Genomic DNA, 12,023 nt, shown 5'->3' on the forward strand with positions numbered 1-12,023 from the left:
GGGTTGGCGTTATTCAACCGACGCGGCAGACGTCACGCCTTTGCGGCAGGATTCCGGCGACGCGGACGGCGCTTGCGGTTGCCTTCGCTGGCGCGCTCGCCGTTGCCCTGCTGCTGCGCATGACCATGCGGACGATGCGACGGTGCGGGGCGTGCCGGGCGCTGCTGCTGGCGCTGGCCCTGCACCGGGCGCGGTGCGCCAGCATCCAGGCGCAGCGGGTGCGAGGGCTCGTAACCGGGCACTTCGGTGATCGCGATCTCCTGCTTTAGCAGGCGACGGATGTCGCGCAGCAGGCCGGACTCATCGTGGCTGACCAGCGACACGGCCAGGCCTTCGGCACCCGCACGACCCGTACGGCCGATGCGGTGCACGTAATCTTCGGCGACCATCGGCAGGTCGAAGTTGATCACGATGGGCAGTTGGTCGATGTCGATGCCGCGCGCGGCGATATCGGTGGCGACCAGCACAGTGACGCGGCCGGTCTTGAAGTCGCTCAGCGCACGAGTGCGGGCGTTCTGGCTCTTGTTGCCGTGGATGGCGGCGGCGCGCAGGCCGCCGACTTCCAGGAAGCGCACCAGCTTGTCGGCGCCGTGCTTGGTGCGGCTGAACACCAGGGTCTGGCGGCGGCTGTCTTGCGACAGCACATGTAGCAGCAGGTCGCGCTTGTTCGCCGCGTCCACCGGGTGCACGTGATGGCTCACCGTGGTCGCCACCGTGTTGGGCGGTGTCACCGAAACCTCGCGCGGCTCATGCATGAACTGCATGGCTAGCGCCTTGATCGGCGGTGCGAACGTGGCGGAGAACAGCAGGGTCTGGCGCTGGCGCGGCAACGCGCTGAGGATGCGCTTGAGCGCGGGCAGGAAGCCCATGTCCAGCATGCGGTCGGCTTCGTCCAGCACCAGCACTTCCACGCCGGAGAGATCCACCGAACGCTGCTGCATGTGGTCGATCAGCCGGCCCGGGGTGGCGATCACCACGTCCACACCGCGGCGCAGGGCCTGCATCTGCGGGCCCATGCTCACGCCACCGAAGATGGTGGTGGTGCTCACGCGCAGGTGCTTGCCGTAGTCGCGCAGGTTGTCGTTGACCTGGGCGGCCAGTTCGCGCGTCGGGGTGAGTATCAGTGCGCGCGGACGGCGGGTCTGGGTTTCGCGGCCGCTGGAGAGTTTCTGTAGCAGCGGCAGGGCGAAGGCGGCGGTCTTGCCGGTGCCGGTTTGCGCGGCGGCCAGCAGATCGTGGCCTTCCAGCACTAACGGAATAGCGCCGGCCTGGATGGGAGTGGGGTTGGCGTAGCCTTGTTCGGCAAGCGCACGCAACAACGCGGGCGCAAGGCCCAGCGATTCGAAAGACATGGAAGCTCCTAGAGCAACCCGGAGCGTTCTTCGAACCGCGTTGCAGTATTCAGTAGGGGGAGGGGCGGCAGGTGCCGCGCCGGCGAGTATAGCCGAAACCGGCCCACTCTTACGAATCCTCGGTATGGCGGTTCAGTTTCTTCGTCGCGCCACGATCAAATAACTGTTGAATGGCGTGCTTCCGAACAACGGCTCGATGGTGACCGACAAGCCGGCCGCCTCCAGCGGCCGGCGCAGTTCCGCTGCTTTGGGGTAATGCTGCGCACCGCCGCGGATGCGTCTGCTCAGGCGCAGCCAGACTTCCTCGGCGCGGGTGGCGTGGAAGCGCCAGCTCGAATCGAGCAACACGCTGCGGATCACCAGCACGCCCGCGGGAGCCAAATGTTGCACGCTGGCCTCCAGCAGCGACTGCTGCGCTTCCTGCGGCAGGTAATGCAGCATGTCGAGCAAGGCGACGTGGCCCTGGACCGGAGGCATGGCTGCCGCGTCGGCTGTGCGAAGCTCCATCACGCGTTCAAGCCCGGCGCGGCGCACGGCGATCATGCCGGCGTCGATCTTCCGCTCATCGTGATCCAGGCCGAGGTACCGCGGCAGCGTGCCTCGCGTGTGCAGGTAGAGACCGAGCAGCCCGATACCGCAGCCGATGTCGAGCAGGGGCAGCGCTGTGCCGTCGATGGCTTCAGCGGTGGCAGCGTAGACCGGATCGGAGGCGAGTTTGCCATGCACGTAGCTGCGCTGAAGCCAGCCGTCGTAGAAGTGGGCAATGCGCTGGCGGGACAGGCGTTGGGAGATACGGTCCATCATCCTCGGGGCCTGCAGGGCATGCCTGCAGCCTAGCGCTGGCGGCATGGAGACGCCACACGCACCGATCGCGACGCGACCTTGCACATCGGCGTTCGATGGTGTTTCGTGTGCCGCTTGCTGCCAGCCATTTGGAATCCTCGATGTCGTTGCTTGCGCCCCTGCGGGAACTCGACTCCACCCAACGCCACACCGTGCTGGCGAGCTTTCTCGGCTGGACGTTGGATGCGTTCGATTACTTCCTGCTCACGTTCGTGATCGTGGCCGTGTCGAAGGAATTCGGCGCGGACAAGAGCGAGGTGATCTACGGCCTGTTTCTCACCTTGGCGGCGAGGCCGCTGGGCGCGTTGCTGTTTGGACGTCTGGCCGACCGCTACGGCCGCCGCCCGATCCTGATGTTGGACGTGATTCTGTTCTCGCTGTTCGAACTGGCAACCGCGTTCGCGCCTTCGCTCAGCGTGTTTCTGGTGCTGCGTTTTCTGTTCGGCGTGGCGATGGGCGGCGAGTGGGGGCTGGGTGCGTCGCTGGCGATGGAGTCGATTCCGCCGAAGGCGCGCGGCCTGGTTTCCGGCTTGTTGCAGAGCGGCTACCCCTGCGGCTTCTTCCTCGGCGCGCTGGTCAACTGGCTGTTGGTCGACCATATCGGTTGGCGCGGCTTGTTCATCGTGGGCGCCTTGCCGGCGCTGCTGGTGATCTATATCCGTCGCAGCGTGCCGGAGTCGCCGGTTTGGCAGGCCGGACAGGCAGAGCGCAAGAAGCGCGGCCTGTTCGAGGAAATGCGCGGGCACTGGAAGCTGGCGATCTACCTGACCCTGCTGATGGCCGCCTTCAACATGTTCAGCCACGGCTCGCAGGATCTGTACCACACCTTCGAGGAAGTGAATCTGCATCTGCCCAGCGGTTCGGGCGCGGCTTTCGTGCTGGTCGCCATGCTCAACCTGGGAGCGATGGTGGGCGGCCTGTTCTTCGGTTCGCTGTCCGAGCGGATCGGCCGGCGCCGGGCCATGATGACCGCCGCGTTGCTGGCCATTCCGGTGATCCCGCTATGGATGTATGGCGGCTCCATGCTGTGGCTCGCCGTCGGCGCGTTTCTGATCCAGGTGATGGTGCAGGGCGCCTGGGGCGTGGTGCCCACCCACCTCAACGAGCTTTCGCCGGACGCCGTGCGTGGCACCCTGCCGGGCGTGGCCTATCAGCTGGGCAACCTGCTGGCGGCCTATACGGCCAATGCGCAGAACCTGATCGCCTCCTGGCGTGGCGGCGACCTGGCCTTCGCCATGAGTACCTGGATCGCCGGCATCGCGTTGCTGCTGGCTTTGCTGGTCTGGCTGGGGCCGGAGGCGCGCGGGGTGGGCTTCGGGAAGCCCGGGGCCGAGTGACCATTAGGGATGCTCTGATCGATTCAACGTAGGCGTCACCGCTGTGTCAGCTCGCCTGTGGCCCGGGCGCCACCTCGACAGACAGCCAAGTCTGCCTTCGCCGACGCCCGGGCCACAGGCGAGCTGACACGGCGGCCCCCACATGTGGATGCTAAAAGACGGGGTGATGCCCAGAAGGCTCGCGGTGCGTGTGGCGCGGCTTGCCAAGGCGGCCAGCCTTCCCTGCGCCACGCAACACGCGCCGCGAGCCTTCTGGGCATCATGCCGCCTGCGTTGAATCGATCAGAGCATCCCTAAGGCGTGCTGTTAGAATCTCCGCTTTGTACACATCACGAGACAGGCAAATGAAGGCTGGCAAGGACAAGGTCATCTCGCTGCACTACACCCTCACGGTGGACGGCGAGAAGGTAGAGAGCTCGCTCGATCGCAACGAGCCGCTTTGGGTGCTGCTGGGCCATGGCCAGCTGATTCCTGGCCTGGAGAAGGCGCTGGAAGACCACGGCGAGGGTGAGAACCTGCAGGTGGACGTGTCACCAGCCGAAGGCTATGGCGAGCGCCAGGAAGGTATGGTCCAGCGCGTGCCGAAGAAGTACTTCCAGCAGGCCGCCAAGCTCAAGCCGGGCATGACCACGGTGCTGGCGCTGAAGGAGGGCGGTCACCGCGTGGTGGTGGTGCACAAGGTCGGCATGTCCACCGTTGACGTGGATCTGAACCACCCGATGGCCGGCAAGTCGCTGAAGTTCGACGTGACCATCAACGAAGTACGCGACGGCACCGAGGAAGAGATCCAGCACGGCCACGCGCATCCGCCGGGTGCCGAAGCGCACTGAGCGCTCCACTCGTCGGAAACAAAAACGGCGCCTATGGGCGCCGTTTTTTTTAGTGCGCCCGGCAGGGTGTACTTGCTAGGAGGTGCAAGCTGGGTCGTCTGACTTCTCGTGATGAGCGCACTCGGTGCTGTGGCCAAACGATGGCGTGGCTACAGCGACCAATTGCACACCCCACCCCGTTTCGCTGCAGGCGATGCGCCGCCCTTCGCGCGTAGCTTCGACTTGCAGGTTGGGCATATCAGGTACGCGCCATTGGGCTGCAGTACCGACTTGGCGCCCTGGTCATAGCAATGTACGCACAGGTCGTGCGCAGCATCCGCTTGGTCGTTCGCTGTCTTGGAGCGATATACCAGGCCGCCCAGCGGCAAGGCATACAAGGTGTAGTGCTGGCGATCGAGCGTTGCCAGCTTCATCTCGGTCACCTCCCTATCCAGCGCATCGCGCTCTTCGAGCAGGCTGGTATAGGCGATCTGCATCGCGGCCAACTGCTGTTGAATCTCTGCGATGGCATCGAACAGATCGGTTGCCTTGCCTTGCACCTCATCGAGCGAATGCGCCGAAGCTATGTCCTTGGCGATGTCCGAGCCGGTTCTGATGGCGCCGAGCGCCGAAGCGATGTTTGTGAACATGGGATGCCCCAAAGCGAGTCGTCAGATCTTGTGTTTGGTGAGCACGCCATCTCTATAGACGTACACCTCGAAATAGTGTTTGCCGATAGCGTGGACCTCTTCGAGCATCAGGGCATCGGCCCCTTCGCTCAGGGACATGGCTCGCTGCTGCTTGTCCTGCGGCAGCTGCTTCATCGAAACGACGCGCTCGATTTCGAATCCTTCGCTGAACTTGAACTCCATCGAGAACGCAGCATCTCGCCACTGCAGCTTGCCGTGCAGCCCATTCCGTTTCGCCTCCGCCTGCATGGCAATACCCTCCTGCCTGGCGAGTCCGCTCCCCGCATGGCCAAGCATGACTACTCCGGAAACCACCATCGCGCCGTAGCCGATCCGTTTGAATACATGCTCGCTCAGATAAGGCAGCACCTTGCGGATAGCCCCCGTCGCCAGTAACGCCGCCAGTCCGATCAGCAGGCCATAGAGCACGGAGGCTTGCGTCAATAAGCCAAACAAGCTGTACAGCACCACCTTGATCGCGTGCAGAATGATTTCATTCGCGGCACGTGTCGCAATGACCTGTTCCTTGCTCAGCCCATAACGCAGGTAGAAGCGATTGAAGAGCAGTCCGACTGCACCCGTCAGCCCTGAAACGAAACCCGCGGCGGCTCCGATCAGCATCAGCACATACCTTGCCGGCTTGCGGGCAGCCGCGGCATCGCCCTGATCGGGACGAAGCAGCAGCGGCAGGTTGGCCAACAGGAACACGCTCAACGCCAGTTGCAGATAGAGAGGATTGGCGTAGCTCAACAGCCACGCCCCCAGCCACACGGCAGGAATGGCGATGGGCACGAACCAGCGCACGATCTTCCAATCGATACATTGGAAAAACAGCGTGAGCCTCGAACCTGAACTGATCGCGCTGCCGATGGACAAAGCCGCTGGCACCTGGGGTGAAGGCAAGGCCAGTCCAAGCATGGGCATCAGCAAGAGACCGGCACCGCCGCCGCTCAACGCGCTGATGCCGAATGCCAGAAAGGCGAGCGCGAATATCCCAACAGAAGTAACTAGCATTGGCTCCATTCCTTCACACCAGAGCGAATGATCTCTCTGGCGCAATATCCACCTACGCACCTCGCCGTTTTCCACCCGTGCACGCGCTGATGATCAGTGCATGCACGGGTGGGCTCGGACTGCCGGCACTCAAGCCGCTTTTCCGGCTGCGCCTTCGACGCGTCGTTCCAGCTCGATCCAATCGACCACCAATTCGCAACCACGCGACTTCGCATTGCGACCCCAATCGCGCAGAAGTTCGAAGCTGGCCTGGTCAATGTGGTGTAACTCGTCCATCACCAGGTGCAGGCGTGTGTTCGGCGGCACCTGTTCCAGTGTGCGTGCCATCGAAGGTACCTTCAGGAACGTGGCGATGCCGGTCAGGCGCAGCGAAGCCGAACCAGGCTCTTCGTGCTCACCCAGATTGACTCTGAGTCGCGAGGACAACAGGGCCAGTCGGAACAGCGACAAGGCAAAACCCACCAATACACCGGCCAGCAGATCGGTGGCGACGATTGCCGCGGTGGTCGCGGCATAGATGAATGCCGTGCCCTTGCCGTAAGCCGCGAAGTGCTTCACCTGCTGGAAGTTGATCATCTTCACGCCGGTGTACACGAGGATGCCGGCCAGGCAGGACACCGGCGTCATGCGCATCAGCCACGGCAACAGCATGGCGAACACCAGGATCCAACCACCATGCAATACCGCCGCCATGCGCGTAGCGGAACCCGCTTGCACATTGGCTGCGCTGCGCACTATCACGCCCGTCATCGGCAAGGCACCGAGAAAGCCGCACAACAGATTGCCCACCCCTTGTGCCGTCAGCTCACGGTCGTAGTTGGTACGCGCGCCGTCATGCATGCGATCGACTGCCGCTGCCGAGAGCAACGTCTCCGCACTCGCGATAAAGGCGAAAGTCAGCGCCGCAACCACCAGCGAGGGTTCCAATAATTTGCCCAGTCCATCGAAGCCCGGCAGCGAGATGGCCGACAACAGATTGCTCGGCACATCGACCTTGCTCACACCAATCCCCTGGAACTGCACGAACGCCGTCACCGCGATCACTGCGAGTAACGCCCCCGGTACGAAACGCAGCGCCTTGGGGCGAAACTTTTCCCACGCCAGCATGATGGCGATGGTCGCCAGGCCTACACCCAACGCCGCCTTGCCGGTGCCTTCACCGGTGAACGCACTCGCGAGAGCGCCCGGCAGTGCGGCGAAGTTTTCCAGGCCGCGCGCCAGCGGCGTGGCATCCAGCATCACATGTGCCTGCGAGGCGACGATCAGAATGCCGATACCCGACAACATGCCGGCCACCACGGCCGGCGAGGTCATGCGGAACCAGATACCCACTCGGCACAGGCCAGCGGCAATCTGGATCAGGCCCGCCAGCAGCACTACCGGGCCCAGTGCAGCCACACCATGCTCGCGCACCAGTTCGAAGACCAGCACAGCCAAGCCCGCCGCTGGGCCACTCACTTGCAATGGCGAACCTGCAATGATGCCCACCACGATGCCGCCGATGATGCCGGTGATCAGGCCCGCGGCCGGCGGCATGCCGGAGGCGATGGCGATGCCCATGCACAGCGGCAACGCCACCAGAAACACCACGATGGAACCGAGCAGATCGCGCCCGAAAAGATTCCCAGAAAAATAAGCACGCACGTCGCTCTCCTTAGGCCGCTGGGGTCATGGCCATGGCGAACCGCGCATGCGGCGTTGCCTCAGGCACTTCACGGCTGGCGGGGTCGAATGGCAGGAACTGCCCCGTCACCGCGTCGAACATGCGCAACTCAGCTTGGGCGATGTCGTAGATCCAGCCATGGATGCTTACGCTGCCGTTGGCCATCGCCGCGGCCACGGCCGGCAAGGTGCGCAGATGTTCCAGCTGACCGATGACGTTCTCTTCGGTGAGGCGCTTCAAGACTTCATCGCCGTGCAGGCTGGGACAGTTCTCGGCCACCACGTACCTCGCCACATCGGCATGCTTCAACCACGCCGCAACAGAAGGCATATGAGCAATTTTGGCCGGCGCCTGCAGCGCCTTCATGGCGCCGCAATCCGAGTGGCCGCAGATGACGATGTGGCGCACCTGCAGCACCTTCATGGCGTACTCGATCGCGGCCACGACGCCGCTGACGTGCTGCGCATACGGCGGCACGATGTTGCCGATGTTGCGATAGACGAAGATATCGCCGGGTACTGCCGAGAAAATCATCTCAGGCATCACGCGTGAGTCCGCGCAGGTAATGAACAGCGTATGGGGATTTTGTCCGGTCGCCAGTTTCTCGAACAGCTCGCGCTGTTCCGGAAAGACGTTGCGTCGGAAATGATCAAAACCTTCAAGCAAACGTTCCACGATGGAATCTCCCGATGCATTAAGGGGGTGACGGCTCTAACGGCCGCCTGATGTCGTTAAGAGGGGCATGCGGCCGGCGCATGGGCACGCCAGGGCCCAGACAGACGGGGCCGCCTGTGTGGAGGGCGCACGAAACTCCTCCGCCATCAGCTCATGGCTGCGACGACGGATTGCGTGCGAAAGTCAGACGTTGGGAGGGGGATAGATCAGCCCGAAGGGGCCGTCATCGATCACGGGGTTCATCGCATGGGCGACGGACGGCGCACGCACGTGCCAGTTGAGCAAGGGTGAAAGCTCGACCAGGATGTCGTCCAGACACTGGTCGTCGACGGCGCATAGGTCGTCCTTGTCGATGGGAGCGTCCTGATCCCCTTGACCCAGCAGCACGTTGACCGCTGCCGACGATGCGCTCAGCTGATTCAACTTGCCGATGCTCTGAGCCGTGGCAGCTAGCGTCACCAACATGCCGAAGAGGCATGCGATCAGCAGGGTGAATGTACGCGGCGAGCAACGCAGAGGCATCGTAAGAAGATACGCATTTCGCATGCTGCAACGCAACCCATTTCTGTCACATTTTTTCTTCGGGATGAATATTTGGCCCGGGCGTTCAGGGTTTTTCGGTGTGATGTCACAAAAATGACATCCACGGTACCTAGGCTCGCCCCAGTTGCAATATCGCAAATATTTGCGAAATGCACTGATCCGATCCCTCACCAGGTTGAGCCATGAAGAAGAAAACCCTTGCATCCGTGCTCTGGACCATGGGCGCAGCAGCGTTCTCCGAAGCCTCGCCCGCCGCCGCGCTCGATCTCTATGTCGACCGCAAGACGCAGCAGATCTTTGCTGAGCCCGGAACGGGCCGCGTCAAGCTCGGCACCTTCGTCCAGGTCGATGAGCAGGGCGGCGAACCACAGACAGCAAAAGCGCCTCTGCCTCAGCAGGCATCCGCCACCGCAACGGCCGCGTCGAGCACTCCGAACAGCACCAAGCCCGCCGCCAAGAAGTGGTACGAGCGCATCAACGTGCGCGGCTATACACAGCTGCGCTACAACCAGGGCGTGGGCGGCGATGCTGGCATGCTGCGTTCGCCCAGCGATCGCTTTATCGGCGACAACCAGGGCTTTGGCATCCGTCGTGCCCGCGTCGTGCTTAGCGGCGACATCACCGACAGCGTTTCCTTCTATCTGCAGCCGGACTTCGCCAGCACACCGTCGGGTTCGAGCACATCCAACTTTGCACAGCTGCGCGATGCCTATGCGGATATTTATTTCGACAAGGATCGCGAATACCGCGTGCGCGCCGGTCAATCCAAAGTGCCTTACGGCTGGGAAAACCTGCAGTCCAGCCAGAACCGCCTCGCCCCGGATCGCGCCGATGCGCTGAATTCCGGCGTGCGCGACGAGCGCGACCTCGGTCTGTTCTTCTACTACACGCCCACCGCGGTGCAGGAACGCTTCCAGTATCTGGTCAAGTCGGGATTGAAGGGCTCGGGCGACTACGGCGTGTTCGGCCTGGGCTTCTACAACGGCCAGGGCGCCAACCGTGCTGAGCGCAACAACAGCCTGCACACCGTGCTGCACTTCACCTACCCATTCAAATTCGCCAATGGGCAATACATGGAAGTGGGCGCCGACGCTTACAGCGGCCGCTTCAAGATCGCCGCGCCCAGCGCCGTCACCGTCAACGGCGAAAACTTCACGCCGGTCGATACCGCGCCGAAAGAAGGCTCGTTGGATCAGCGCGTGGCCGTGCACGCCATTTACTACCCGCAGCCGTTCGGCCTGCAGGCGGAGTGGACGGTGGGACGCGGGCCGCAACTGGACCTGGCCGAGGGCCGTATTCGCACGCGCTCGCTCCGCGGCGGCTACGTGCAGGCGATGTACAAGTTCGACAGCGGCTCGACTGGCACGTGGATGCCTTACATCAAATGGCAGAGCTACCGTGGCGCGTCCAAGTTCGACACCAACACGCCGCACATGCTGGTCAACGAAACCGAGTTGGGCGTGGAATGGCAGCCCAACACAGCAGTGGAAATCGCCGTTGCCTACGCCAACATGCACCGCACCAATGTGAGCGAGGCGCCGTACCGCCGGGTAAGGGGCGACCTGTTGCGCGTGCAATTGCAGGTCAACTACTGAAGCCGCTTCGGCGGAGCTAACCAACATAAAGGCGGGCTTGTGGCCCGCCTTTATCGTTAGTGAGACAGCCGGCACGCATCAGATCATCGTGAGCGCTGGCCGTGATGTGCGCTCATTGCGACGCATGCTTCTGGTCGCCAGCGGGCCCGATCCAAACCCAGCGCACGCGCGCATCGTCGTACGGATCGCCGATATTCAGGCGCGGCAGCGACGAGCCCAGGTCGCAGGTCACCACCACGTCCTGAAAGTGCTTGTAGTTAGGCACATCCACCGGTACATCGGCATGCCATTCGCCGCTCTTGGGGCACGCCGAACCCACGTTCGCCCGTGTCACGCTCTGTGCATCAGCCACCCACTCCCAACGCTCGGGCGCAAAGTACTTGCCTCTTTCGCCAAGCTGCTTTTGCGTGGGTGCCTTCGCTCCGGCGGACAGCAGCGTCACGGAGCGTCCCGTCTTGCCATGGCTGCCGACAGCCCTGTAGTAGCCAGGCTCGACAACGGTTGCGCCGGCCGTTAGTGGCTGATGCTTCAGCGCCGCACGCTTGCTTGCCTCGGCAGTCGCCGCATCCGCGTCGCTGTGAGTCGCCATGCCGGAGGGGCCGATTTGCGAAGGGTAATCCACCGCTTGGTGCGGGTTATCCGTCGCGGCATAAGCCGTTGCCAGGGGGGCCAACAGCGCGAGCGTCATGGCGGTCAACCGCAGGGAGGAGCTTTTCTTCATGGTGATTCCTTGTTTCTGGATCAGGCAGAGTCCGGCGTTCGTCATAGGCGCCAGCCCTGCAAAAGGTGCAGCCGGGCACGCGGCACGACAGTCCGTCGCGTCGGTCATCGGCAAGGGAGTAGATGCAAAGCCATGCATGGCGCACGCAGCGCGATGGAAAGGCTAAAGGCGAGTGCGGCAGCTACAGCGGCAGCCAGCCGCGAGGATCAGACGTCAGGCGGTGGTGATGGTCGTGCGATCGTGGCATTGCGCCACAGCGCCACAAAAGGCGAATGGGCGGTGTCATTGCTCGCATGTACAGCCAGAGTCAGCGACAGGCCTTCGAGTACATCATCGACGCCAGGCGCATGGTTCTCGGCGGAACAATCCGTGGACGACGCATCCGCGCCGTGCAGCCCCTCGTCAACGCAGGACAAGGTCAGCGCGGCATCCGCACCCGAAACACGAACACCGTTCCAGGCATACGCGGTCGTCAGCAAGATGCTGAAGCAGGCGATAAGCGCGAGGAGGGTGAAATGGGATTGGCGTCGTAAGAACATACGCATCGAGAATGTCATAGACAGCCAAGTCATGACAAGTTGATGGCTGACCATGCTGTTCATGCAATGCGCCGCGCCAGCCAGATTCCAGCAAGCCCATCCAAGTCGTCGACCATCATCAACACAGCGAACGAGACATGACATGCCACCGATCGCAGTGACCCAATGACACTGCACGCCATCTACTGCGCGACCGACGCCGACTTCAACCATCTACCTATAGATGTTCGACGGGTCGGCGGC

12 protein-coding genes are annotated in these 12,023 nt (G+C 62.9%); 3 read left to right on the forward strand and 9 right to left on the reverse strand.

From position 1 onward, the window contains the following. Positions 1-32: 32 nt before the first annotated feature. Complete coding sequence (locus tag OUZ45_RS08890; protein WP_266169587.1) at positions 33-1,352, reverse strand: DEAD/DEAH box helicase; 1,320 nt, start codon at positions 1,350-1,352, stop codon at positions 33-35. Positions 1,353-1,484: 132 nt separating this feature from the next. Continuing rightward, positions 1,485-2,156 carry a class I SAM-dependent methyltransferase gene (locus OUZ45_RS08895; protein WP_266169588.1) on the reverse strand — a complete coding sequence of 224 codons (672 nt, stop codon included), beginning with the start codon at positions 2,154-2,156 and terminating at the stop codon, positions 1,485-1,487. A 140-nt stretch (positions 2,157-2,296) separates the two neighbouring features. Here OUZ45_RS08895 and OUZ45_RS08900 point away from each other — a divergent pair, with 140 nt between their 5' ends. Continuing rightward, positions 2,297-3,532 carry an MFS transporter gene (locus OUZ45_RS08900; RefSeq protein WP_266169589.1) on the forward strand — a complete coding sequence of 412 codons (1,236 nt, stop codon included), beginning with the start codon at positions 2,297-2,299 and terminating at the stop codon, positions 3,530-3,532. Between the two features lie 344 nt (positions 3,533-3,876). After that, on the forward strand, positions 3,877-4,362 hold the full coding sequence (locus OUZ45_RS08905; protein WP_266169591.1) for an FKBP-type peptidyl-prolyl cis-trans isomerase: 486 nt from the start codon (positions 3,877-3,879) through the stop codon (positions 4,360-4,362). Positions 4,363-4,511: 149 nt separating this feature from the next. Here the strand turns inward: OUZ45_RS08905 and OUZ45_RS08910 are convergent, their stop codons facing one another. From OUZ45_RS08910 to OUZ45_RS08930, 5 genes are all read right to left on the reverse strand, one after another. Next, entirely contained in the window at positions 4,512-4,991 is a 480-nt protein-coding gene (locus OUZ45_RS08910) for a hypothetical protein (RefSeq protein ID WP_266169593.1), read from the reverse strand. Between the two features lie 21 nt (positions 4,992-5,012). Beyond that, on the reverse strand, positions 5,013-6,119 hold the full coding sequence (locus OUZ45_RS08915; protein ID WP_266169594.1) for a sulfite exporter TauE/SafE family protein: 1,107 nt from the start codon (positions 6,117-6,119) through the stop codon (positions 5,013-5,015). A 54-nt stretch (positions 6,120-6,173) separates the two neighbouring features. After that, positions 6,174-7,688: a SulP family inorganic anion transporter gene (locus OUZ45_RS08920; protein ID WP_266169595.1), complete on the reverse strand. Its 1,515-nt coding sequence runs from the start codon at positions 7,686-7,688 to the stop codon at positions 6,174-6,176. A 10-nt stretch (positions 7,689-7,698) separates the two neighbouring features. Continuing rightward, positions 7,699-8,382: a carbonic anhydrase gene (locus OUZ45_RS08925; protein WP_266169596.1), complete on the reverse strand. Its 684-nt coding sequence runs from the start codon at positions 8,380-8,382 to the stop codon at positions 7,699-7,701. A 183-nt stretch (positions 8,383-8,565) separates the two neighbouring features. Continuing rightward, positions 8,566-8,847, reverse strand: a complete 282-nt coding sequence (locus tag OUZ45_RS08930; RefSeq protein ID WP_266169598.1) for a hypothetical protein — start codon at positions 8,845-8,847, stop codon at positions 8,566-8,568. A gap of 260 nt (positions 8,848-9,107) precedes the next feature. Here OUZ45_RS08930 and OUZ45_RS08935 point away from each other — a divergent pair, with 260 nt between their 5' ends. Continuing rightward, the gene (locus tag OUZ45_RS08935; protein WP_266169599.1) at positions 9,108-10,520 is read left to right on the forward strand and encodes a porin; all 1,413 of its coding nucleotides are present in this window, start codon (positions 9,108-9,110) and stop codon (positions 10,518-10,520) included. Between the two features lie 112 nt (positions 10,521-10,632). Here the strand turns inward: OUZ45_RS08935 and OUZ45_RS08940 are convergent, their stop codons facing one another. Both OUZ45_RS08940 and OUZ45_RS08945 read right to left on the reverse strand, forming a co-directional pair. Continuing rightward, the gene (locus tag OUZ45_RS08940) at positions 10,633-11,241 is read right to left on the reverse strand and encodes a hypothetical protein (protein WP_266169600.1); all 609 of its coding nucleotides are present in this window, start codon (positions 11,239-11,241) and stop codon (positions 10,633-10,635) included. A 206-nt stretch (positions 11,242-11,447) separates the two neighbouring features. Next, a complete protein-coding gene (locus OUZ45_RS08945; RefSeq protein ID WP_266169601.1) occupies positions 11,448-11,843 on the reverse strand; it encodes a hypothetical protein in 396 nt (131 codons plus the stop codon). Positions 11,844-12,023: the final 180 nt, after the last annotated feature.

Source organism: Dyella subtropica (assembly GCF_026283965.1).
GTDB classification, from domain to species: Bacteria; Pseudomonadota; Gammaproteobacteria; order Xanthomonadales; family Rhodanobacteraceae; genus Dyella_D; species Dyella_D subtropica.